A 23,138-nucleotide genomic window follows, 5' to 3' on the forward strand; every position below is an offset into this window, starting at 1 on the left:
AAGTGCCTTGCGCGGCCAGGATCTCAAGGCGCGCGCCAGAGCGAAAACGGCGGGTGGCCCTGCCTTGCAGCGGGGGCCGGCCCTTCTTACTGGAACTGCGACAGGAAGCGGATGTCGCCGTCGAAGAACAGGCGCAGGTCGTTCACGCCATAGCGCAGCATGGTCAGGCGGTCCATGCCCATGCCAAAGGCAAAGCCGATGTACTTTTCAGGGTCCAGGCCCATGTTGCGCACCACGTTGGGGTGCACCTGGCCCGAGCCCGCCACCTCCAGCCAGCGGCCGGCCAGCGGGCCGGTCTGGAACTGGATGTCGATCTCGGCGCTGGGCTCGGTAAAGGGGAAGAAGCTCGGGCGAAAGCGCAGCACCAGGTCATCGCTTTCGAAGAAGGTGCGGCAGAAGGCCGTGAAGATCACCTTCAGGTCCTTGAAGCTCACGTTCTCGCCGATCCACAGGCCTTCGCACTGGTGGAACATGGGCGAGTGCGTGGCATCGCTGTCCACACGGTAGGTGCGGCCCGGCGCGATGACGCGGACCTCGGGCATGGACTGGCCGGCATCCAGCGCAGCGCGGTGCTTCTTCACATGCTGCACCGCGTGGCGGATCTGCATGGGGCTGGTATGCGTGCGCAGCAGGTTGGGCGCCTCGGGGGTGCCGCCTTCCACGTAGAAGGTGTCGTGCATGGAACGCGCGGGATGGTCTTCCGGCGTGTTCAGTGCGGTGAAGTTGAACCAGTCGGTCTCGATCTCGGGGCCCTGGGCCACGTCGAAACCCATGGAGCCGAAGATGCCCTCGATGCGCTCGAACGTGAGCGACACCGGGTGCAGGCCGCCCTGCCCGCGCTGGCGCCCTGGCAGGCTCACGTCCAGGGCCTCGGCCTTGAGCTGGACCTGCAGCTCCGCATCGGCCAGCGCCTGGCGGCGCGCAGTGAGCGCAGCTTCGATGGCCTGCTTGGCGACGTTGATGGCGGCACCGCGGGACTTCTTCTCGTCCACCGACAGCTGCGCCATGCCCTTCATGAGCTCGGTCACGCGACCCGACTTGCCCAGGAACTGCGCCTTGGCGTTTTCCAGATCAGCAGGGGTGGCGCTTTGCGCAAACAGTTGCGTCGCGCTCTCGACCAGGGTATCCAACTCGTTCATATCGACTCTTGAAAATGAACAAGGGCTAGTGCCTTCACAAGCCCTAGCCCTTGCTGTTATTGCGCAAACAGCCGTCCGGTGAGAGACGGCCGCCTGTCGTGAACTCAAGCAGCCAGCTTGGCCTTGACTTGCTCCACGATGCTGCCGAAGGCAGCCTTGTCGTGCACTGCGAGGTCGGCCAGCATCTTGCGGTCGATCTCGATGGATGCCTTCTTCAGGCCGTTGGCGAACTGGCTGTAGGTCAGGCCCAGTTCACGGGCAGCGGCGTTGATACGGGCGATCCACAGCTGGCGGAACACGCGCTTCTTGGTGCGGCGGTCACGGTAGGCATATTGCCCAGCCTTCATTACCGCCTGTTTGGCGATACGGAAGACGTTACCGCGGCGACCACGGAAGCCCTTTGCGAGGGCGAGAACTTTCTTGTGACGGGCACGGGCCGTTACACCACGTTTGACGCGAGGCATGTGAGTACTCCTTGTTCGTCGTTATTAAAGGCCAGCACCGGGCAGCATTTGTGCAATAGAGCCCATGTTGGTCTCATGCACATTCACTGCACCACGCAGGTGGCGCTTGTTCTTGGTGGTCTTCTTGGTCAAGATGTGACGCTTGAAGGCTTGACCGCGCTTGACGGTGCCACCGGGACGAACGCGGAAACGTTTTTTCGCGCTGCTCTTGGTCTTCATTTTGGGCATGTGAATGCTCCTTTTCGTTGTGCTCGTGAGGCGTTTGCAAAACGATTTGCAAACTTGTTGGCCCCGAGCCACTTTTTCAGCCGGCTTTCACCGGCTGTGCGGCAGTGCTTTCGCACTGCCTATCGCCGGGCAACCCCCTTGCAGGGGCTGCCTGGCAAATCCTTGTCTCTGTGCAGCGGACCCGCCTCAGGCGGCACTGCCCGAAGGCGTGCCTTCCGTCGCGGCCGCCTTGGCGGCGGCGGGCTTCTTCTTGCCCGGCGCGATCATCATGATCATCTGGCGGCCTTCCAGCTTGGGAAACTGCTCGATGATGATGGTGTCGGCCAGCTCATCGCGAATGCGGTTGAGCAGCGCCAGACCCAGCTCCTGGTGGGTGATTTCACGGCCGCGAAAACGCAGCGTGATCTTGCACTTGTCACCCTCGGCCAGAAAGCGGCGGATGTTGCGCATCTTGATGTTGTAGTCGCCATCGTCCGTACCCGGACGGAATTTGACTTCCTTGATCTCGATCACCGTCTGCTTGGCCTTCGCCTCGGCAGCGCGCTTTTGCTCCTGGTACTTGAACTTGCCGTAGTCCATCAGGCGGCACACCGGAGGATTGGCCGTGGCGGCGATTTCCACCAGGTCCACGTCCAGCTCACCTGCCATGCGCAGGGCTTCCATGAGGCTGACCACGCCCAAAGGCTCATTCTCCGGCCCGGAGAGACGGACTTCCGGGGCCATGATTTCACGGTTCAGGCGGTGCTTGCGCTCTTCACGGTGGCGACGATCACGAAATTCAGTAGCGATGGCTATCTTCCTTCAATCAAAATACTACAAAAAATGTAGCTACAACCGTACAGTTGGCAAGCGACAAAGCGCGTTTTGAATCAAACTCAGGCTTTGGTGGCGATGTCATTGGCGATCAGCTCAGCGAACGCTTCGATGGACATCACTCCGAGGTCACGATTGCCCCGGCCGCGTACTGCAACGGCGCCTGCGGCCTTCTCCTTGTCGCCCGCGACGAGGATGTACGGCAGCTTTTGCAACGAATGCTCGCGTATTTTATACGTAATCTTCTCGTTGCGCAGATCCAGGCCCACCCTAAGGTCTTGATTCGGCAGTGCTTTTTGCAGCCGTTCAACAATTTCGCGACAGTAATCGGCCTGCGCGTCGGTGATATTGAGCACCGAGACCTGCACCGGAGCCAGCCACACGGGGAAGGCGCCAGCATAGTGCTCGATCAGCATGCCGATGAAGCGCTCCATGCTGCCCACCGTGGCGCGGTGCAGCATCAGCGGGCGCTTGCGGCTGCCGTCTTCGGCCACGTACTCGGCGTCCAGGCGCTCGGGCAGGTTCGGGTCGATCTGCATCGTGCCGCACTGCCACTGGCGTCCCAGGGCATCCTTGAGCGTGTACTCGATCTTGGGGCCGTAGAAGGCGCCCTCGCCCTCGGCGATCTCGAACTCGCAGCCCGAATGGCGCAGGCCGTCCATCAGCGCCTTCTCAGCGCGGTCCCACGATTCGTCGGTGCCGATGCGCGCCTCGGGGCGCGTGGCCACCTTGTAGATGATGTTGGTGAAGCCGAAGTCCTTGTAGACCTTCTGCACCAGCGCCGTGTAGTTGGCGCACTCCTCCAGCACCTGCTCTTCGGTGCAGAAGATGTGGCCGTCGTCCTGCGTGAAGCCGCGCACGCGCATGATGCCGTGCAGGCCGCCCGTGGGCTCGTTGCGGTGGCAGGCACCGAACTCGCCGTAGCGCAGCGGCAGGTCGCGGTAGCTCTTGATGCCCTGCTTGTAGATCAGGATGTGGCCGGGGCAGTTCATCGGCTTGAGCGCGTACTCGCGCTTTTCCGACTCGGTCGTGAACATGTTCTCGTGGTACTTGTCCCAGTGGCCGGTCTTCTCCCACAGTTGCTTGTCCAGGATCTGAGGGCCCTTGACCTCCTGGTAGCCGTTGTTGCGGTACACGCGGCGCATGTACTGCTCCACCTCCTGCCACAGGGCCCAGCCCTTGGGGTGCCAGAACACCGTGCCGGGCGAATGCTCGTCCATGTGGAACAGGTCGAGCTCGCGGCCGAGCTTGCGGTGGTCGCGCTTTTCGGCCTCTTCCAGCATCGTGAGGTACTGCTGCAGCTCGTCCTTGTTGGACCAGGCCGTGCCGTAGATGCGCTGCAGCATCTCGTTGCGGTGGTCACCGCGCCAGTAGGCGCCGGCCACCTTCATGAGCTTGAAGAACTTGAGCTTGCCGGTGCTGGGCACGTGGGGGCCGCGGCACAGGTCCTCGAACGCGCCTTCGCGGTACAGGCTCACATCCTCGTTGCTCGGGATGCTGGCGATGATCTCGGCCTTGTAGTGCTCGCCCAGGCCCTTGAAGTAGGCCACGGCATCATCGCGCGGCAGCACGCGGCGCACCACGGGCTCGTCCTTGGCAGCCAGCTCGGCCATGCGCTTTTCGATGGCCACCAGGTCATCGGGCGTGAAGGGGCGCTTGTAAGCGAAGTCGTAGAAGAAGCCGTTCTCGATCACCGGGCCGATGGTCACCTGCGCCTCGGGAAACAGCTCCTTGACGGCATAGGCCAGCAAGTGGGCCGTGGAGTGGCGGATCACATCCAGGCCGTCGGCGTCCTTGGCCGTCACGATGGACAGGGGGCTGTCGGCCGTGATCTGGTAGCTGGTGTCCACCACCTTGTCGCCGATCTTGCCGGCCAGGGCGGCCTTGGCCAGGCCCGTGCCGATCGATGCCGCCACTTCGGCGACCGTGACCGGGCCGGGGAACTCTCGCTGCGAGCCGTCGGGGAGCGTGATGTGAATCATGATGGGTCTCTAATCCGTGGATGGGTGGGTATGGGGGTCGATCGCGGGGCAGGTGCTGCGGCGCACGCCAGCCGGAATCGGAAAACAAAAAAGCGCGGAACCGGCCGCGCTTTTGATTGGGGAGAGGTGAATCTCGTGCAGGCGCGAACGGCCAGCCACTAGTGGCCGGTGGAGAACTCCGTTGTAGTTCGCGGTGTCATAACCAGATTGCCTTTCTCGCCCTTGTGGGAAATCAAACAGTTGATGCCGCCATTTTAACCATGTTCGCCGAAGGGTGCACGGCGCAAGCCATCTGACAGCCCGCCAGTCGCGCCCCGACAACAGGACCACCCCGGCGAGCCCAAGCAAAAAGCCACCCCGCTGGGTGGCTTTCTGGAGTCTCCTCATCCCCCTTGGCGAGGGATTTCGGATCAGTGGAACTGCTCTTCTTCGGTCGAGCCGGTCAGCGCGGTCACGCTGGACTTGCCGCCCTGGATCACGGTGGTCACTTCGTCGAAGTAACCCGTGCCCACTTCCTGCTGGTGCGACACGAAGCTGTAGCCGCGGTCGCGGGCTGCGAACTCGGGCTCCTGCACCTTCTCGACGTAGGCCGACATGCCGCGGGCCACGTAGTCCTGGGCCAGATCGAACATGTTGTACCACATGGAGTGGATGCCAGCCAGCGTGATGAACTGGTACTTGTAGCCCATGGCGCCCAGCTCGCGCTGGAACTTGGCGATGGTCGCGTCGTCCAGGTTCTTCTTCCAGTTGAACGAAGGCGAGCAGTTGTAGGCCAGCATCTTGCCGGGGTGCTTGGCGTGCACGGCTTCGGCGAACTTGCGGGCGAACTCCAGGTCCGGCGTGCCGGTTTCGCACCACACCAGGTCGGCGTACTCGGCATAGGCCACGGCGCGCGAGATGGCCTGGTCCATGCCCTTCTTGGTCTTGTAGAAGCCTTCGGCGGTGCGCTCACCGGTCAGGAAGGGCTTGTCGTTCTCGTCGTAGTCGCTGGTCAGCAAGTCGGCGGCTTCGGCATCGGTACGGGCGATCACCAGGGTGGGCACGCCGTAGACGTCGGCAGCCATGCGGGCGGCGATCAGCTTCTGGCAGGCTTCGGTGGTGGGCACCAGCACCTTGCCGCCCATGTGGCCGCACTTCTTCACGGAAGCCAGCTGGTCTTCGAAGTGCACGCCACCGGCACCGGCGCGGATCATGGCCTTCATCAGTTCGTAGGCGTTGAGCACGCCGCCGAAACCGGCTTCGGCATCGGCCACGATGGGAGCGTGGTAGTCGATGTAACCCTTGTCGCCGGGGTTGATGCCCTTGGACCACTGGATCTCGTCAGCGCGGGTGAAGGAGTTGTTGATGCGCTCCACGACCTTTGGCACCGAGTCCACGGGGTACAGCGACTGGTCGGGGTACATGGCCGAGTATTCGTTGTTGTCGGCAGCGACTTGCCAGCCCGACAGGTAGATGGCCTTGATGCCGGCCTTCACCTGCTGCATGGCCTGGCCACCGGTCAGCGCGCCCAGGCAGTTCACGTAGGGCTCGTTGTTCACCAGGTCCCACAGCTTCTCGGCACCGCGGCGGGCCAGCGTGTGTTCGACCTGGAAGGAGCCGCGCAGACGCACCACGTCGGCAGCGCTGTAGCCACGCTTGATGCCCTTCCAGCGGGGGTTGGTCGCCCAGTCTTTTTCCAGGGCGGCAATCTGCTGTTCGCGGCTCAGTTGTTCGTTGAAGGATTGGGGCATGGGGTCTACTCCTGAGGTTGGTTGAAAACACCGGGCTGCGTCTGCTGCCCATGGAGAGAACTTTAAGTCTTGTATAAGAGTTGCACAAGCTCTTATGTCTTATATAAGAGATAAATTTTTCCCTTATAAAACAAGACTTTATGCTTCAAATTCCTCAATGTGAAAACCATTTTCTCGTATTGAGAGAAATTGCCGCACCGCAGCATTCTTGCATTCCGCATTGCCAAAAGCAATTTTTGCAATGTGAAATTTGCTGATCGGGGATTTCAGGAGCCCGCGCACCCGCACTGCCAGGCCGGCCTGGCCCCGTCAGGCCCTGGGTGCACGCGCCACGTCGCGCATCCAGTCGCCGCCATCGATGCGCGCCGCCGAGCGCACCCGGCTGGGGTTGATCTCGTACACCAGGCAGTCCACCGATCGACCGTCCACCTCCAGGGCGATTTCGCGCTTGAAGTATTCGTCGTCGGGTGCACCGGAGATTTCCTCGATGGCGTCGAGGCGCCGCTCCAGCGCCGGCTCCATGGCGTAGACCTCGCCGACAACATCCACGGCACCACCCAGCACCAGCCCGGGGTAGGCGCCCAGGTGGTACAGCGCGCCTGCAATGCGCGAGAACCCGATGAAGCGCGGTGCCGGCTGCAGCCGCGTGATGTCGTTGGAGCCCCCCTTGCGCAGGGTGCCGTAGACGAACACGCAGCGCAGCGGGCCGGGAGAAGGGGATGCATCGGGCATGGCGTGCAGATCCTTGGGGAATGCCCGTCAGGCGGTGAGCGTGATTTTTCCGGCGCGGCCCGGCACATCGCTGGCCGCAGCCGCCTTGGCCGCATCCGCAATATCGAAGGAGGCCTCCACCGGCAGGCGCAGCTCGCCGCTGGCTGCCAGGCGGATCAGCTCGCCGATCAGGCGTGCCATCTCGGCTGGTGGCGTGGCCTCGGAGCGCTTGGCGCCCCAGAAGCCCTTGACCGTGGCCTGCTTGAAGATCAGGTTGTTGGCGCTCAGCACCAGCGGCTGGCCCGACATGGCACCGAAGGACACCAGCGTGGCCCCAGCCGCCACCACATTCATGATCTGATTGGCGGCATCGCCACCGATGGAGTCCACCGCCCGCACGATGGGCTCGCCAGCGGTGATGGCCTGCACGCGCTCCTCCCAGCCGGCCTGCTCGGTCGAGACACCGTTGGCAATGCCCAGGGCGTCGAGCTCGGCCACGCCGGCATTCCTGCGCACCAGGTTCACCACCTTCACGCCGCGCGCCTGGGCCAGCATGGCCACGGTCTTGCCCACGGCGCCGTTAGCGGTGTTCTGCACCATCCACTGGCCGGGCTTCAGCTGCAGGTCTTCCAGCAGCATGGCGGCCGACAGCGGCATCGCGATGAGCTGGCAGGCCAGGCCGTCGGTCACCGCATCGGGCACCGGGATCAGTTTGGCGCCCTGGGCCAGGAAGTACTCAGCCCAGGTGGCGCTGGCACCGGCCAGCATCACGCGCTGGCCGACCTGGAGGTGCGTGACGCCCTCGCCGAGCGCGTCGACCACCCCCACCGCCTCCGTGCCGGGAACCGCCGGCAGCGGTGGCCTGTAGCCGTACTTGCCACGGATGATTGCCAGGTCGTGGTTATGGATAGGCGACATCGCCATGCGCACCCGCACCTGGCCGGCGGCGGGCTGGGGCTGCGGGCGGTCGGCCAGGACCAGCACTTCGGAGGGTTCGCCAAAGGATTCGAAAACGACACTGCGCATGGGATGCTCCTTGGAACAAGGGATGAAAAAAGAGAAGCGCCAGATCTGCGCCATGGACCCGAAGGAGCTTAGCGCCTGTGCAATCATCGCGGGGTCGCTCTGCCGACACCCCTGTCCTGCCCGCGATCCCCGTGCATTGCATCGGAGCGCGGGTGCGAACGCCGCCCCCCCGCACCGCCCGATGACCACCCCCAGCCGCACCGTTGCCTACCTTTGCCTGGCCCTCAGCATGTCGCTGGTGGGCAGCTATGTCGCCCTGTCCAAACCGCTGGCCGCCGTGCTGCCGGTGTTCCTGCTGGCCTGGATGCGCTTTGGCATCGGCGGCCTGGCCATGCTGCACTGGCTCATGAAACCCGCCGACGAGCCGCCCATGACGGCGCAGACCCGGCGCCTGCTGTTCCTCGAGTCCTTCCTGGGCAACTTTTTGTTCACCGCCTGCATGATCTACGGCGTGAGCCTGACGAACGCGGTCACCGCCGGCGTCACCATGGCCAGCATGCCGGCGGCCGTGGCGGTGATGAGCTGGGCCTTCCTGCGCGAGAAGGTGGCGCCGCGCACCTGGGTGGCCGTGGGCTGCGCCGTGGTCGGCATTGCCCTGTTCGCCATGGCAAGCCCCAGCGCCGGCCATGCCAGCCCGGCAGGTGCCGAAGCGTCCGCGGGCAAGACCCAGCTCGCATGGCTGGGCCAGTTGCTGCTGCTGGGCGCCGTGGTGTGCGAGGCCGCCTACTCGGTGATCGGCAAGAAGCTCACCGGCGCGCTGGGGCCCAAGCGCATCACCTCCATCATCAACCTGTGGGGCTTCACGCTGTCGGCTCCGCTGGGCCTGTATGCCGCGTGGCGCTTCGACTTCGCGGCGGTGGGCTGGGGCACCTGGGTGCTGCTGGTGTTCTACGCCCTGGCCGCCAGCATCTGGACCGTGTGGCTGTGGATGACCGGCCTGCGCGTGGTGCCCGCGGCCCAGGGCGGCGTGTTCACCGTGCTGCTGCCCGTGAGCGCGGCCCTGGTGGGCGTGTTGGTGCTCGGCGAATCGCTCAGCGGCCTGCAGCTCATGGCCTTTGCCATCGCGCTGGCCAGCGTGCTGCTGGCCACCCTGCCCTCGCGCCTGGCCTTGAAAGTGGGAAAACGGTCAGGCTGACAGCGGCGTCGCACTGACCACGATGCCATCGGCATCGGCATAGAGCCAGTCACCGGGGCGCACCCAGACGCCCTGGATCTGCACGGCCACGTCGCGCTGGCCCTCATTGCGCTTCTCGGTGGGCAGGGGCATCAGGGCCAGGGCGCGGATGCCTACGGCCGCTGCACGCAGTTCGGCGATGTCGCGCACGCAGCCATCCACCACCACGCCGGCCCAGCCGTTGCGTGCGGCGGCGGCGGCCAGGTTGCCCCCGACCAGCGCCTTGCGCAGCGAGCCACCGCCGTCGACCACCAGCACCCGGCCGTTGCCGGGCGAATCGACCGCGGCCTTCACCAGGGTGTTGTCCTCGAAGCACTTGACGGTGCTCACCGGCCCGCTGAAGGCCGGCACGCCCCCCAGGTCCTGGAACACGGGCGGCAGCACGCGGAAGGCACCGCTGTCGTCGCCCTTGTGTGCATCGCAGAAATCACAGGTGCTGAAGGCCGAGGAGGATGAGGCTGTCATGGAGCAAAAACCTTTCGTGCGAAAAGAAAAAGGAGGAAGCCGGTGCTGCACAGGCAATCACCGCCATTCATTGTCCTGCACGGCGGCCGCCCCGGCAGGCCCGACTGCCACGCACCCGCATAACCTCGGCAGCCCACTTTCTCCCCCAGGGAAAGCACCAAAACGGTGAGCTTTACCTTCCCTGGGGCAAGCAAGCAACAAATCGAGGCAAAAAAAGCGTTTTCTCCCTTGGAAACGCGTTTTTTTCCCAGTAGCATCGGCCTGCCAGCAGAGAGGCTAGCTCTCACTGGTCAGACAATCTACTTCCAACAAGGAAAATCCAACATGGCAACTGCAAAAAAGGCTCCGGCAAAAACAGCACCCGCAGCCAAGACGCCCGCCACCAAGGCGGCGGCTCCTGCCAAGAAGCGCACGCCCAACGCTGCGTTCATGAAGGCCCTCACCCCCAGCCCCGCTCTCGCGGCTGTGGTCGGCTCGGCACCGCTGCCACGCACGGAGATCATCAGCAAGCTGTGGGTCTACATCAAGGCCAACAACCTGCAGGATGCTGCGAACAAGCGCAACATCAACGCAGACGCCAAGCTCAAAGAGCTGTTTGGCAAGCCCCAGGTGTCGATGTTTGAACTGGCTGGCCTGATCGGCAAGCACGTCAAGTAAGCACCCAGGCGCTGCAGGGCGCGGCCTCCGCCCCCTGAAAAGCCGGCCTTGCGCCCAATGCCAGTCAGTAAGCGCCGAGGCCAGCTGGTGCAGCAAAAAAAAGGGAACGTGTTCAACACGTTCCCTTTTTTGCTTGATGAGCGCTGCATCGGCTTGACGAACTCAGCGCGTTGACAGACCCCGCCCGGATCGAACAGGCGCTGGCGCGGGCAAAAGCTACCTTGAGGACTCCCTCCACCAACTGCGCAGCACGAAGGCCGCGGGCACAGACATCAACGCCGCACAGAGCCATCCATACCAACGCCCTTCCGGCAGCGCAGGCGCTGCCAGCGCCCACAGGTGCACACCGACCCCGGCTTCGGTGGACGCATGCGCGAATTCCGCCAGCGCCCCGAGCATCATCTGGATGGACAGCAGCGCGAGCACCAGCGCCGACAGGTGAAACGCCGTCAGCAGGCCGATGCGGGTGCTGAGCTTGCGCGAGGCGACGGCCAGGCACACGACACTGGCAAGGCCGAGGGCCGCGCCGCCGAGCACGTCCACCCCTTCGGCGCGCAGCCACTGCGAGCGCAGGAACAGGCCCACTTCCAGCGCTTCCCGGAAGGCCACCACGGTGGAGAACGCCATCGCCACCAGCGGTGCCGAAGGACGTTCGAGCCACACCTCCACCAGCGCCTGTGTGCGCGAGCGGATCGCATTGGCCGTCACCAGCATGGTGCTCACCATCAGCAGCACACCCACCGCAAGCACGAAGGTCAGCCCTGCCGACCAGCGCGGATCGATGTCCGAGGCGATCAACCACAGGCTGAGCCCAATGCCCAGCAGCAAGCCGACCCCGGTGCCCACGGCAACCCAGGGCAGCAGGCGCCCAGCCTTGGCCGTGCGCAGGCAGGCCACCAGCGAGGCCAGGATCAGAATCAGCTCGGCCGACTCTCGCAGCACCACCACAAATGCATCGAACACGACAGGAAGCCCTCCCGCAAGCGGAGTAGGTTAAGGATGATTCTCATTATCACGGCTCTGACCGCCTTTCCATGAGACACTGTCGGCGCTCCCGCCCCCCTGCGGCATCCGCCCCTGAATCAGCGACACACCCCATGACCGACAAGGATCTTCTGGCCATCATCGACCGGGCCGTTGACGAGTTCAACGGCGACCTGGACGAACTCGAGAGCGCCATCGGGATGCTGATGCTGGGCCGGCACTACGGTTGGCGTGTGATGCTGCTGATCCACAGCCCCACCACCATCCGCAAGTACACCAAGATATTGAGCATCAAAAGCCTGCGCGATGTGCTGCCCGAAGTGGGCGTGCTGGCCCACCGCTCCAACGCATGGCGACTGGTGGACGGCACCAAGAATTTCTGGAAAGTGGTGCGCGGGCAGATCAGCGGCGTGCGCAGCGCCCGGGTGAACAAAACCCAAGGCGAGTAGCGGCGGGCGCCAGCGCGGCGCAGCCCCCTCTTCCCCCAACCCCTTCAGGGCCGCGGCAACACGCCGCGGTGGGCGCCAGCGCGCCCCGGTCTCTTCTGAGCCTGCGGGCCATTGCCGCAGCAGGACTCCCCAATAACCCCCAGTGGTAGATCTCCAAATGACCACTTGATTGCGCCCGCGCACAGGCGCCCACCTCGGGGGCACCATCCATTCCACCCGTTACCACGCGGGAGAACTGCACCTCTCGCCGGGTTGATCGGCGCCACCGTGGCAGTACGGATACACCGCATTTAGTAGAACTTGACACAACTACTTTTGCATCGATACATTTGATTGCGACTGAGAACAACTTGCATTTATCAATCAGCGACAGCAGGTGCTGCGCTGCATGCCTTGCATCTGTGCAGATGCCCTTTTTCGATTTCTCTCCCTCCCTCCAAGGCCTGTCCATGCCCTCAACGAAACCATCGATCCGCCGCGCCGCGAGCGCCCCACTCCAGCCCCGCGCGCTCAGCTACGCCATCCGTGCGGCCATCGCCACCGCCGCCTTCGCCGCACCTGCCACGTCGGCCTTTGCACAGACCGCCGCTTCCACCTCGCTGCCGACCGTGACCGTCTCGAGCGAAGGCGAAGCCGGCTATGCCGCGCCGCGCAGCACCACGGCCACCAAGTCCGACACGCCGCTGCGCGACACCCCCCAGTCGATCTCGGTGGTGACCAAAGAACAGATCCGCGACACGGCCGCGCAAAGCATTGCCGAGGCCACCAAGTACGTGCCCGGCGTGGGCTTCGCCCAGGGCGAGGGCAACCGCGAGACGCCGATCTTCCGCGGCATCAGCAGCACCGGCGACTTCTTCATCGACGGCATCCGCGACGACGTGCAGTACTACCGCGACCTGTACAACATCGAACGCGTGGAAGTGTTCAAGGGCCCCAACGCCATGATCTTCGGCCGCGGTGCGACCGGCGGCCTGATCAACCGCACGACCAAGCAGGCCGGCTGGACGCCCTCCATCGGCGGCTCGCTCACCCTGGGCAGCGACAGCAACAAGCGCCTGACGGCCGACATCAACCAGCCCATCAACGACCAGTTGGCCTTCCGCCTGAACGCGCTGCACGAGAACTCGGACAGCTACCGCGACGGCGTGTCCATCAAGCGCTCGGGCATCAACCCCACGCTGGCCTGGCGCGCGGGCGCGAAGACCTTGGTGACGGTGGGCTACGAGCACTTCAAGGACGACCGCATCGCGGACCGCGGCATCAGCAGCTTCCGCGGAGCCCCTGTGTCGGTCGATCCGGCGACCTTCTTCGGCAATGCCGCGGCCAGCCCCACGGGCACCACGCTGAACGCCTTCACCGCGTCTGTCGAGCACGAGTTCGAGAACGGCCTGCAACTGCGCAACCGCCTGCGCATCACCGACCAGGACAAGTTCTACCAGAACGTCTTCCCTGGCGCGGTGAATGCAGCCGGCACCCAGGTGGCCATCAGCGCCTACAACAACGCCACCAGCCGCCAGAGCGTCTTCAACCAAACCGATTTCAACTACACCATCAACGCCGGTGCCGTGAAGCACAAGCTGGCATTCGGCGCCGAGCTGGGGCAGCAGGACACGGACAACTTCCGCAACACCGGCTTCTTCCCGGGCAACGTGACCAGCGTCAACGTGCCGCTGTCCAACCCCACCACGCAACTGCCCGTGACGTACAGCCAGAGCGCCACGGACGCCAACAACAGCGGCAAGGCCAAGGTGGCGGCCCTGTACCTGCAGGACCAGATCGAACTGGGCCCGCAATTCCAGGTGATCGGCGGCGTGCGCTACGACAAGTTCAAGGTGGACTTCCGCAACAACCGCAACGGCCAGCAGTTCGACACCTCCGATGGCCTGGTCTCGCCCCGCATCGGCCTGGTCTACAAGCCGCAGGAAGCCGTGTCGCTGTACGCCAACTACAGCGTGGCCTACCAGCCGCGCGCCGGCGACCAACTGTCCTCGCTGAGCCTGACCAATGCCGCACTCAAGCCCGAGAAGTTCAAGAACTTCGAGCTTGGCGCCAAGTGGGACGTGCGCAGCAACCTGGCCCTCACGGCCGCGCTGTACCGCCTGGACCGCACCAACGTGATCGTGCTGGACCCGAGCGACCCGACCAACACCCGCACCATGCTCAGCGATGGCCAGCGCTCGCAGGGCTTCGAGCTGGGCCTTTCCGGCAACGTCACGCCCGCCTGGAGCGTGGCTGGCGGCTACACCTACGCCGACGCCAAGTTCATCGCCGACACCTCGGCCACGCAGCGCGCCGATGGTGCCGTGGGCCAGGTGCCGCGCCACACCCTGGCCCTGTGGAACCGCTATGACTTCACCCCCGCCTGGGGTGCAGGTCTGGGCGTGATCCACCGCACCAAGATGTTCGCGGCCAACGAACTGATCGCCACGGCCGCCAACACCATCCCCAACGTGGTGCTGCCCGGCTACACCCGCGTGGATGCGGCAGTGTTCTACACCCTGAGCAAGTCGATGCAGCTGCAGCTCAACGTGGAGAACCTCTTTGACAAGAAGTACTTCGCCAACGCCAACAGCAACAGCAACATCACGCCCGGTGCGCCACGCAGCTTCCGCCTGGCGCTGAACGCGAAGTTCTGAATCTGAAGACACGAAAGGGCTAAGCCCTATCGTGGTACAAGCCGCAGTGCCCAGGCACTGCGGCTTGTCTGCCTTCGGGGGACGCGTGACCCGGCACACGCCACGCGACCCGCAGGCCCTTAAAGTCTCGCAAAAAGCACCTTGCAAGCTCCATGAATCGAAAGGCATGCAGGCAAAGACCTCATACACCCCATCCTCCCACAGCAGGCAGAAATCGACCCAGGAGGCAGCCATCGAAGGCGAACACATCGCCATGGAGGCGCAAGATTTCCTGGCCAGCCCTATGCTGGGCCAGTCCATGCTCTGGCTCCAACGCGCGCATGACCCGGCGGTGGTCTTGTTCATCCTGGGCGGCATCGGCCCGCATGCCTCCCGGCGGAGCTGGCAGCAGGTCTGCTGGCTGGTAGCTGTAGCCCCGGCGGCATGACGAAGCGCCAGCGATGCGGCTCAGGTTGTGTCCGATTTCACGCGCGCACCAGCAAATCGCGCCCGGCGATGTCCAGGCCAAGCTGCCGGGCAGCAGCGATCAGGCGCGCATGCAAGTCTGCATCGTCGACAGCCACAAGTTGGCCGGTGCGCGAGCAGCCTATCAACACCACCCTGCAATCGGACTCGCTGGACTTGATCAGGTACACGGCCTTCTTGCTTTCGTCCCAGACGCTGGAGACGAGGCCATGGGTGTCGAACTCGCGGATGACACGGTAAACCGTGCTGGCTGACGCCCGCGTACCGCGACGGAGCATGCGCTGGTACACCTCGTCTGCAGAGACACCATACGGCTTGGCCGCCGCGATTACCTGGTAGATGCCGATGCGCGCCATCGTGGGCCGCAACCCCGCCGTGCGCAGGTGCTGCAGCACGGGCGTGCGGTCACCGGCGGAGCCCACCTCTAGCGCAGGTGCGGCGAGGGACGACGCTTGCAGCCCGCGCCCGGCGGCAGCCAAGGGTGGTGGCGCCGGCCTGTTGGCCACTCCTTTCCACCCGACCGTCCCCACAGGAACAGCGCCGCGGGCAAGTGCTGCCACGGATGCAGTTGACGGCTTCATGTGCAACCACCCCCGTCACGCGCCGCACAAGCAGGGCGCAGGCGGGCCTCGCCGGCTTGAACGTTCGCCCCTCGGGCGCCAGAAAAGGGAAATGGGAAGAATTTCATGCAACGTCCATGGGTGCCCGCGTCCGCTGACAAGAGCCCAGGGTAGCGCGTGGCAGCGCGGCAATCTGCACTTCTGAAAAGCAACGTCAGTAGTATCGCCAAATTCTACTATTTGCCAGCCGTGGCATCGCACGGCAAACAATCCCGCGGGCCAGCACGGTACGGCGCCTCCACGTACTGCCTCAACACCGTCCACAACGCCGTCAAATCCCCAGCGGCGCCAAAAAACCCTTGCTTACAACACCAATTGATTACAGCCAAGAACTAAGAATTCTCTGAGTGGCGGAAAAAAAATCTATTGCTGCGCCATGCGCTTTACATAAATCTTTTGTAAAGCAGCGCCCGAATTTGGGGCAAAGTCGTGGTTGTTGTGGCGACAACGCATCACGGCAAATGCGAACGCTACTTGTTTTGAGTAACATCTGGATGCATTGCAAAGGTACGCCGGTTACACCGCGCCTTTCGCCCGCACAGGCGCCTGCCGCTTCCCCATTCTTTTCACCGACGGAGCCCTCCATGTCCAAGACGCGCGTCCAGCGTCGCAGCAACTCGCTGCGCCCCACCATCCCCACTGCCACGGCATTGCCCTCCAGCACTTTGCTGACGAGCGACAAGGCACTGCTGCCCCTGGGCGCCCTCATGCTGGCTGCATCGGTGAGCAGCTGGGCCCAGACCGCCACGCCCGAAGCCACCATGGGCACGGTGACGGTCAAGGAAGCCGCCGAAGTGCAGTCCAAGGACACGCTGCAGACCAAGAAGAGCAGCATCGGCAAGAGCACGCAGGACATCCGTGACATTCCGCAGTCGCTCACGGTGATGACCGAGCGCCTGATGGACGAGGCCAAGCTCGACACCCTGAAGCAGGCCCTGCACTACACCTCGGGCATCACCTTCGCGGCGACCGAGAACGGCACCGACCAGGACATCCGCCTGCGCGGTTTTTCCGTGTCCACCGTGGGCGACCTGATGATCGACGGCATGAAGGACCCCTCGCAGTACGAGCGCGACACCTTCAACTACGACCGCATCGAAGTGCTGCGCGGCTCGGCTTCCATGCTGTTCGGCCGGGGCTCCACCGGTGGCGTGGTCAACCAGGTCAACAAGAAGCCGCTGCTGCTGGACCAGTACGAGCTGGAAGCCACCTACGGCACCGACAGCGTGCTGCGCACCACGGCCGACCTGAACAAGCTGCTGGGCGAGAACGCCGCCTTCCGCCTGAACCTGATGCACACCAAGGGCGACAACCACGGCGCCAGGATCGACAAGTACGGCATCGCCCCCACCGTGAGCTTTGGCGTGGGCACGCGCGATGAGTTCTCGATCGGCATGTTCCACCTGAACTCGGACAACGTGCCATGGGCCAACCTGCGCTACCTGCAGGGCACGGCCCCGACGCTGATCAACCCCAAGAACTTCTACGGCACGCAGAGCGACTACCTGCGCGGCAAGGCCACCTACGGCATGGCCTCGTGGATCCACCGCTTCAATGACGGCAGCGAGCTGACCACCCAGTTGCGCGCCGGCACGTTCGACCGCGCCCAGTGGGGTACCACGGCAGGCTACGGCACCACAGGCGGCGCCGCCACCACCTGGGCCAACCTGAACGGCAGCACCCTCCTGACCAGCGCCGGCCTGAGCCCGCGCTCCGACACGCACGAAGGCGTGTACGCGCAGACCAACTACACCACCAAGGCCAACTGGGGCGGCATGAAGCACGAGCTGATGGCCGGCATCGACGCCGCCCAGGAGAAAGCCTTCTTCAACGTGGCCCTTGGCCAGCCGGGCACCAACTACAACAAGGGCAACACCACCGTGGGCACGCCGGACGATGGCCGCACCACCGCGATCTCGCCCTCGTACCGCTACGACCAGAACTACACGTCCTCGTCGGTCGGCGCCTACGTGCAGGACCTGGTGCAGATCGCCCCGCACTGGAAGCTCCTGGGCGGCCTGCGCTGGGACCGCGTGAGCTCCACCCCCGAGCGTGACCTGTACACCAACAACGTGATCACCCACGAGACGACGCGCCTGCGCTACAACTCGCTGTGGAGCCAGCGCGTGGGCGTGCTGTTCCAGCCGAGCGAGACGGCGTCCTACCACCTCTCGTACAGCACCTCGTTCAATACCTCGGCGGACACCTACCGCTTCACGACGCAGCAGAACGCCAACACCGACGCGGAAAAGAGCCGCAATTTCGAGCTGGGCGCCAAGCTGGACTGGCTGGACGGCAACCTGTCCACCCGCGGCGCGATCTTCCGCACCGAGAAGTACAACGAACGCACCACCGACGCCGACTTCGCCGGCACAGCCTACCTGCTCAATGGCAAGCGCCATGCCGCAGGTGTGGAACTCGACGTGGTCGGCCGCATCACCCCCCAGTGGGACATCTACGCCTCCTACACCTGGATCCCCGTGGCCACCATCGACAAGACGGGCAGCGCCGCTGCCAACACCGTCGGCCAGCGCGTGGGCCTGACACCCAAGCACAGCGCCAGCGTCTGGCTCGGCTACCAGGCCACGCCCAAGCTGCGCGTGGCAGGCGGCGTGCGTGGCGTGAGCGAAAACCGCCCCGTGGCCGGTACCACGGGCGCGGCATCGGCAACCGCCTATGCGCAGGGCTACGTGGCCATGGACCTGATGGCCCAGTACAACTTCACCGACAGCGTGTACGCCAAGCTCAACATCAACAACGTGGCCAACCGCAGCTACGGCGACCAGCTGTACCCCGGCTTCGTCACGCTGGGTGAGCCGCGCAATATCCGCCTGACGGTGGGTACGCGCTTCTGAGCGAACGCAACTACCCTACCATTGCCTGAACCGAGACCCTGAATCGCCCGCCATGCTGCTGCACATCCCGAACCTCCTGAACGCCGACGAACTGCGTGGTGCCCAGGAGCTGCTCAGGGATGCGCCGTGGCACGACGGGCGCGTCTCGGCCGGGCCGCAGGCCGCACAGGCCAAGAACAACGAGCAGTTGCCCGAGCAGTGCGAAGTAGCCCAGGCCCTGCGCCAGCTGCTGTTGCGCGGCCTGGAGCGCAGCCCGCTGTTCTTCTCCGCCGCCCTGCCCAAGACCATTTCGCCCCCCATGTTCAACCGCTATGGCGGGGCCACCAATGCCTTCGGCAACCACGTGGACAGCGCCGTGCGCTTTCTGCCCGACGGCAAGGGCCGCGTGCGCACGGACATCTCGTGCACCGTCTTCCTGAGTACGCCCGAAGACTATGACGGTGGCGAGCTCGTCATCGAGGACACCCACGGCCCCCAGCGCGTGAAGTACGCCGCGGGTGACATGGTGGTCTACCCCGGCACCAGCGTGCACCGGGTAGAGCCTGTCACGCGCGGCCAGCGCCTGGCAGGCTTCTTCTGGGTGCAGAGCATGGTGCGCAGCGACGAGCAGCGCCGCCTGCTGTTCGACATGGACCAGCACCTCACGCAGTTGCGCAGCACCGTGGGCGAATCGGCTGGCGCCATCGTCGGCCTGACCGGCACGTACCACAACCTGCTGCGCATGTGGGCGGACGTGTAGGCTGGGCGCCCATGTCCTCCCCTCCCCCACCCACACTGCAGCAGGTTCCCGCGCACATCGTCACCCTCGACGACCACGAGCGCCATGCGCGCACGCTGCTGGACGACAATGCCTGGGCCTATTTCGCCGGGGGTGCCGCCGACGAGATCACGCTGCGCGCCAACCGCAGCGCCTGGGATGGGCTGCCCCTGTGGCCACGCGTGCTGCGCCCTCTGGCGGGTGGACACACGCGCGTGGAGCTTCTGGGGCGTTCGCTGGCCCACCCTATTTTGCTGGCCCCCGTGGCCTTTCAGCGCATGGCCCATGGCGATGGCGAGCTGGCCACCGCCTACGCGGCTGCGGCGCTGGGCGCCGGGCTGGTACTGAGCACCCAGGCCACGCTGCCGCTGGAAACCATTGCCCAGGCGGTGCAGAACGACGCCGGCCGCGGCCCCCTGTGGTTCCAGCTGTACCTGCAGCACGACCGGGGCTTTACCCAGGAACTGGTGCAGCGTGCCGAGGCCGCAGGCTACGAAGCCCTGGTGCTGACGGTGGACGCCCCGTCGAGCGGCGCCCGCGACCGCGAGCGCCGCGCGGGCTTTCGGCTGCCCCCCGGCATCGCCGCCGTGAACCTGGCGCAGCTCCCCCCGCCCCCGCGCGTGGCGCTGCAGCCCGGCCAGAGCGCCCTGTTCGATGCCCTGCTGCACCAGGCCCCCACCTGGGACGATGTGGTCTGGCTGCAGTCCATCACCCGCCTGCCGGTGCTGCTCAAGGGCGTGCTGCACCCGGCCGACGCCCGCCAGGCCGCGGGCCTGCAGGTGGCGGGCCTGGTGGTGTCCAACCACGGCGGCCGCACGCTCGATACCGCCCCCGCCACGGCCAGCGCACTGCCGCGCATCGTGCAGGCGGTGGAGGGCCGCCTGCCCGTGCTGGTGGATGGCGGCATCCGCCGCGGCACCGACGTGCTCAAGGCGATGGCGCTAGGGGCATCGGCCGTGCTGGTCGGCCGCCCCGTGGTCTGGGGCCTGGCCAATGCGGGTGCCGCTGGCGTGGCCCATGTGCTGCGCCTGCTGCGCGATGAGCTGGAAATCGCCATGGCGCTCACCGGCTGCGCCACGCTGGCAGATGCCTCGCCCGCCTTGCTGGAAGGCGATTTTTAGAACCTGTTCAAGGCCGGCAATCGGGTTTTCCCCTCTCGCCAGGAATGGTTTGTTGCAAATGCGAAAAATTCGCATTTATAATCACCCATCTTCTACCAGCCAGCCACCACTGCCTGCCGCCATGATCGTCTGTGTTTGCCGCCGGATTTCTGACCGCGAGATCGCCCGCCACGCCCGTGCAGGCATGAGCTTTGATGAGATCCAGTTCGAACTGGGCGTGGCCACCCAATGCGGGTGCTGCGAAAGCTGCGCCCGCGACGTGGTGGCCCAGTGCAGTGCATCGAGTCCGGTCGCCGCCCTGCACAACGAGGTAGCGCCCCAGACGATCCAGCTTGCCAGCTCCATCATGGAAAGCAAGGCATGGAACTCCTCTCTACACTCGCCGGCAGCCTGATCCTCGTCGCAGGCTCGGCCTGGTGGATCTTCCGCAAATAATCAAGGTCTCACAGGCCTGTGCCGTTTGCCGCGCAAGCGGCGGCAGCCGCCATCACACTTATGTCTCACCCTGATCGTTTTGCCCCTCCCGCGGGCGTCAGTCGCAATACCGTGATCGTAGGTTCCGTCGTGCTGCTGCATGTGGCGGGCATCTGGGCGCTGCAGTCGGGCCTGCTGCGCCGCGCGGCGGAGGTCATCGTGCCGGCAGAGCTGCTCAGCGAGTTCATTGCGCCGCCCGCGCCCAAGATCGAGCCACCGCCGCCCAAGCCGCCGGCACCACCGCCACCGCGGCCCGCCCCCCAGGTGAAGGCACCGCGCCCGGCCCCCATGCCCGTGGCCATTGCCGACCCCACGCCGGCCCCCAATGCCCCCACGGGGGTGACCACGCCCCAGCCCCCCGCGCCGCCCATCGCCGCCCCCGTGGCCGTGGAAGCGCCGCCACCGGCCCCACCCGCCCCCCCGGCCCCGCCCAAGATCGAACTGCCATCGAGCGATGCCGCCTACCTGAACAACCCCAAGCCCAGCTACCCCGCCATCAGCAAGCGCATGGGCGAGCAGGGCAAGGTGATCCTGCGCGTGCTCATCGGCACCGACGGCTCGCCACAGAAGGTGGAAATCAACAAGTCCAGCGGCTTCGAGCGCCTGGACCGCCAGGCCCAGGAAGCCGTCATGCGCTGGCGTTTCACGCCCGGAAAGCGCAATGGCGTGCCAGAGACCATGTGGAACCTGGTACCCGTCAATTTTGTTCTCGAATAATCATCAGGAGTTCTCATGGAATCGCAATTCGGCATCGCCAACGTATGGATCCAGGGTGACTTTGTCACCCGCGCAGTGGCCGTCATCCTGCTGGCCATGTCCCTGGCCTCGTGGATCGTCATCATCATCAAGGCCCTGGACATCGTGAAGTTCAAGAAGCACACCCGTGCCGCCCAGGACTTCTGGCACAGCGAGGACTTTGCCGCCGGCCTGTCCAAGCTGGGCAGCGACAACACCAACCCCTTCCGCCACCTGGCCCTGGAAGGCCGCGAAGCCACGGCCCACCACCGCAACACCAAGGCGCACCTGCACGACAGCCTGGACGTGAGCGACTGGGTCACGCGCTGCCTGCGCAACTGCATCGACGAGTTCACTTCGCGCCTGCAGTCGGGCCTGGCCATCCTGGCCTCGGTCGGCTCCACCGCCCCCTTCATCGGCCTGTTCGGTACCGTCTGGGGCATCTACCACGCGCTGCTGGCCATCGGCACCTCGGGCCAGTCGACCATCGACAAGGTGGCCGGCCCCATCGGCGAAGCGCTGATCATGACCGCCCTGGGCCTGGCCGTGGCCATCCCCGCCGTGCTCGGCTACAACGCCCTGGTGCGCGGCAACAAGTCCATCCTGGGCGGCCTCAACAGCTTTGCCCACGACCTGCACGCCTACTTCGTCACCGGCGCCCGCGTGTCTGCCGGCGGCGAACAGGCCAAGGTGCTGCCGCTCAAGAAAGGCAGCTAAGCCATGGCCTTCGGAACGCAAGACGAAGCCGATGACGTGATGAACGAGATCAACATGACGCCACTGGTGGACGTCATGCTGGTGCTGCTCATCATCTTCATCATCACCGTCCCCGTCATGAAGCACTCGGTGAACGTGGACCTGCCCCGCGCCACCAACCAGCCCGAGGACGTCAAGCCTGAAACCGTGCGCCTCTCGGTGGCGGCCGACGGCAAGTACTACTGGAACGAGTCCCAGGTAACGGACGAGGAGCTCTTCCCGCGCCTGCAGGCCGAGGCGGCCAAGCAGCCCCAGCCGGACCTGCACATCCGCGGCGACAAGGAAGTGCGCTACGAACGCGTGGCCCAGGCCATGGCCAGCGCCCAGCGCGCCGGCGTGCGCAAGATCGGCTTCGTGACCGACCCGCAGTGACGCGCCTGCCGCGCCGCAAGGCGCGGGCGGCCGCCATGCAACGACAGGCCTTCGGGCCTGTTTTGCTTGGTGCCTGCGGTGTCCGCGCCGGGATCGCCCATCACCCCCACCCTCGCCCAAGATTCCTGCCGGTTCATGAAGAAATCACTTGACCAGTAATTGCGAATCACTATCATTAGCGAACCGTACAAATCAACGTACCAGGAACTCTTTCATGCAAGCCACCCTGACTGCCGCCACGCTCCTGCGCTCCGCCCCTGCAGACACCCTGCAGCCGCAGCAGGCCGCCGCCGCATTGCGCAGCGCCACCTCGGTGGACGCAACGGCCGCCGTGGACAGCAATGATCTGCTGCAGGGCCAGAAGGCCGTGGCCATCAGCCACAACGGCTCGGTGTACCGCCTGCAGGCCACCAAGCTCGGCAAGCTGATCCTCACCAAGTAAGGACATCCCTCCATTCAACCGGTTTCATCGTGGGGCGACTCCCGGGCTTCCAGTCCGCAAGGGTCGTTTTTGCCAGCCAACGG

At 65.0% G+C, this 23,138-nt stretch carries 24 protein-coding genes; 13 read left to right on the forward strand and 11 right to left on the reverse strand.

Translation table 11 applies throughout. The features are described from left to right. Window positions 1–86 precede the first annotated feature (86 nt). From pheS to AC07PF_RS13715, 8 genes are all read right to left on the reverse strand, one after another. Window positions 87–1,139, reverse strand: coding sequence for a phenylalanine--tRNA ligase subunit alpha (pheS, locus tag AC07PF_RS13680; protein ID WP_007857463.1), 1,053 nt, complete (start codon window positions 1,137–1,139; stop codon window positions 87–89). 104 nt (window positions 1,140–1,243) lie between these two features. Further along, window positions 1,244–1,603 carry a 50S ribosomal protein L20 gene (rplT, locus tag AC07PF_RS13685; RefSeq protein WP_005795139.1) on the reverse strand — a complete coding sequence of 120 codons (360 nt, stop codon included), beginning with the start codon at window positions 1,601–1,603 and terminating at the stop codon, window positions 1,244–1,246. Window positions 1,604–1,627: 24 nt separating this feature from the next. Next, window positions 1,628–1,831 (reverse strand): 50S ribosomal protein L35, encoded by a 204-nt coding sequence (gene rpmI / locus AC07PF_RS13690; RefSeq protein ID WP_007857467.1) that lies wholly within the window; start codon window positions 1,829–1,831, stop codon window positions 1,628–1,630. A 186-nt stretch (window positions 1,832–2,017) separates the two neighbouring features. Next, entirely contained in the window at window positions 2,018–2,626 is a 609-nt protein-coding gene (gene infC, locus AC07PF_RS13695; RefSeq protein WP_081497365.1) for a translation initiation factor IF-3, read from the reverse strand. Window positions 2,627–2,706: 80 nt separating this feature from the next. Beyond that, window positions 2,707–4,626 (reverse strand): threonine--tRNA ligase, encoded by a 1,920-nt coding sequence (thrS, locus tag AC07PF_RS13700; RefSeq protein WP_494612225.1) that lies wholly within the window; start codon window positions 4,624–4,626, stop codon window positions 2,707–2,709. Window positions 4,627–5,036: 410 nt separating this feature from the next. Beyond that, window positions 5,037–6,356: an isocitrate lyase gene (gene aceA, locus AC07PF_RS13705; protein WP_145698880.1), complete on the reverse strand. Its 1,320-nt coding sequence runs from the start codon at window positions 6,354–6,356 to the stop codon at window positions 5,037–5,039. Window positions 6,357–6,665: 309 nt separating this feature from the next. Then, the gene (locus tag AC07PF_RS13710) at window positions 6,666–7,088 is read right to left on the reverse strand and encodes a gamma-glutamylcyclotransferase family protein (protein ID WP_494612226.1); all 423 of its coding nucleotides are present in this window, start codon (window positions 7,086–7,088) and stop codon (window positions 6,666–6,668) included. Window positions 7,089–7,115: 27 nt separating this feature from the next. Continuing rightward, complete coding sequence (locus AC07PF_RS13715) at window positions 7,116–8,093, reverse strand: zinc-binding dehydrogenase (protein WP_494612227.1); 978 nt, start codon at window positions 8,091–8,093, stop codon at window positions 7,116–7,118. A gap of 181 nt (window positions 8,094–8,274) precedes the next feature. On the opposite strand from AC07PF_RS13715, the gene AC07PF_RS13720 reads away from it, so the two are divergent. Further along, window positions 8,275–9,228 (forward strand): DMT family transporter, encoded by a 954-nt coding sequence (locus AC07PF_RS13720; protein ID WP_494612228.1) that lies wholly within the window; start codon window positions 8,275–8,277, stop codon window positions 9,226–9,228. Here AC07PF_RS13720 and rraA read toward each other — a convergent pair. Further along, the gene (gene rraA, locus AC07PF_RS13725) at window positions 9,220–9,732 is read right to left on the reverse strand and encodes a ribonuclease E activity regulator RraA (RefSeq protein ID WP_494612229.1); all 513 of its coding nucleotides are present in this window, start codon (window positions 9,730–9,732) and stop codon (window positions 9,220–9,222) included. The two genes, AC07PF_RS13720 and rraA, sit on opposite strands and share 9 nt — an antisense overlap. A gap of 324 nt (window positions 9,733–10,056) precedes the next feature. Between rraA and AC07PF_RS13730 the strand changes: the two genes are divergently transcribed. Then, the gene (locus AC07PF_RS13730) at window positions 10,057–10,389 is read left to right on the forward strand and encodes an SWIB/MDM2 domain-containing protein (RefSeq protein WP_007856154.1); all 333 of its coding nucleotides are present in this window, start codon (window positions 10,057–10,059) and stop codon (window positions 10,387–10,389) included. Between the two features lie 216 nt (window positions 10,390–10,605). Here AC07PF_RS13730 and AC07PF_RS13735 read toward each other — a convergent pair whose 3' ends face one another. Continuing rightward, window positions 10,606–11,352: an FTR1 family protein gene (locus tag AC07PF_RS13735; protein ID WP_494612230.1), complete on the reverse strand. Its 747-nt coding sequence runs from the start codon at window positions 11,350–11,352 to the stop codon at window positions 10,606–10,608. 134 nt (window positions 11,353–11,486) lie between these two features. Here AC07PF_RS13735 and AC07PF_RS13740 point away from each other — a divergent pair, with 134 nt between their 5' ends. The 3 genes from AC07PF_RS13740 (at window position 11,487) to AC07PF_RS13750 (ending at window position 14,885) form a co-directional block, all read left to right on the forward strand. Next, entirely contained in the window at window positions 11,487–11,822 is a 336-nt protein-coding gene (locus AC07PF_RS13740) for a hypothetical protein (protein ID WP_494612231.1), read from the forward strand. Window positions 11,823–12,271: 449 nt separating this feature from the next. Beyond that, entirely contained in the window at window positions 12,272–14,458 is a 2,187-nt protein-coding gene (locus AC07PF_RS13745; RefSeq protein WP_494612232.1) for a TonB-dependent receptor, read from the forward strand. Between the two features lie 166 nt (window positions 14,459–14,624). Then, entirely contained in the window at window positions 14,625–14,885 is a 261-nt protein-coding gene (locus tag AC07PF_RS13750) for a hypothetical protein (protein ID WP_494612233.1), read from the forward strand. Window positions 14,886–14,922: 37 nt separating this feature from the next. Here AC07PF_RS13750 and AC07PF_RS13755 read toward each other — a convergent pair whose 3' ends face one another. Continuing rightward, window positions 14,923–15,318 carry a Fur family transcriptional regulator gene (locus AC07PF_RS13755; protein ID WP_494612234.1) on the reverse strand — a complete coding sequence of 132 codons (396 nt, stop codon included), beginning with the start codon at window positions 15,316–15,318 and terminating at the stop codon, window positions 14,923–14,925. 809 nt (window positions 15,319–16,127) lie between these two features. On the opposite strand from AC07PF_RS13755, the gene AC07PF_RS13760 reads away from it, so the two are divergent. The 8 genes from AC07PF_RS13760 (at window position 16,128) to hemP (ending at window position 23,055) form a co-directional block, all read left to right on the forward strand. Continuing rightward, window positions 16,128–18,398 (forward strand): TonB-dependent receptor, encoded by a 2,271-nt coding sequence (locus AC07PF_RS13760; RefSeq protein ID WP_494612235.1) that lies wholly within the window; start codon window positions 16,128–16,130, stop codon window positions 18,396–18,398. A 52-nt stretch (window positions 18,399–18,450) separates the two neighbouring features. Continuing rightward, window positions 18,451–19,137, forward strand: a complete 687-nt coding sequence (locus AC07PF_RS13765) for a Fe2+-dependent dioxygenase (RefSeq protein WP_494612236.1) — start codon at window positions 18,451–18,453, stop codon at window positions 19,135–19,137. Between the two features lie 11 nt (window positions 19,138–19,148). Next, window positions 19,149–20,276, forward strand: coding sequence for an alpha-hydroxy acid oxidase (locus AC07PF_RS13770; RefSeq protein WP_494612237.1), 1,128 nt, complete (start codon window positions 19,149–19,151; stop codon window positions 20,274–20,276). A 121-nt stretch (window positions 20,277–20,397) separates the two neighbouring features. Next, on the forward strand, window positions 20,398–20,670 hold the full coding sequence (locus tag AC07PF_RS13775) for a (2Fe-2S)-binding protein (protein ID WP_494612238.1): 273 nt from the start codon (window positions 20,398–20,400) through the stop codon (window positions 20,668–20,670). Window positions 20,671–20,771: 101 nt separating this feature from the next. After that, on the forward strand, window positions 20,772–21,467 hold the full coding sequence (locus tag AC07PF_RS13780) for an energy transducer TonB (RefSeq protein ID WP_007856165.1): 696 nt from the start codon (window positions 20,772–20,774) through the stop codon (window positions 21,465–21,467). A gap of 15 nt (window positions 21,468–21,482) precedes the next feature. Then, on the forward strand, window positions 21,483–22,202 hold the full coding sequence (locus AC07PF_RS13785; RefSeq protein ID WP_007856166.1) for a MotA/TolQ/ExbB proton channel family protein: 720 nt from the start codon (window positions 21,483–21,485) through the stop codon (window positions 22,200–22,202). 3 nt (window positions 22,203–22,205) lie between these two features. Then, window positions 22,206–22,613 carry an ExbD/TolR family protein gene (locus AC07PF_RS13790; protein ID WP_007856167.1) on the forward strand — a complete coding sequence of 136 codons (408 nt, stop codon included), beginning with the start codon at window positions 22,206–22,208 and terminating at the stop codon, window positions 22,611–22,613. A gap of 214 nt (window positions 22,614–22,827) precedes the next feature. Then, entirely contained in the window at window positions 22,828–23,055 is a 228-nt protein-coding gene (gene hemP / locus AC07PF_RS13795) for a hemin uptake protein HemP (protein ID WP_494612239.1), read from the forward strand. Window positions 23,056–23,138 lie beyond the last annotated feature (83 nt).

The sequence above is a fragment of the Acidovorax sp. GW821-FHT10A04 genome, from assembly GCF_059415825.1.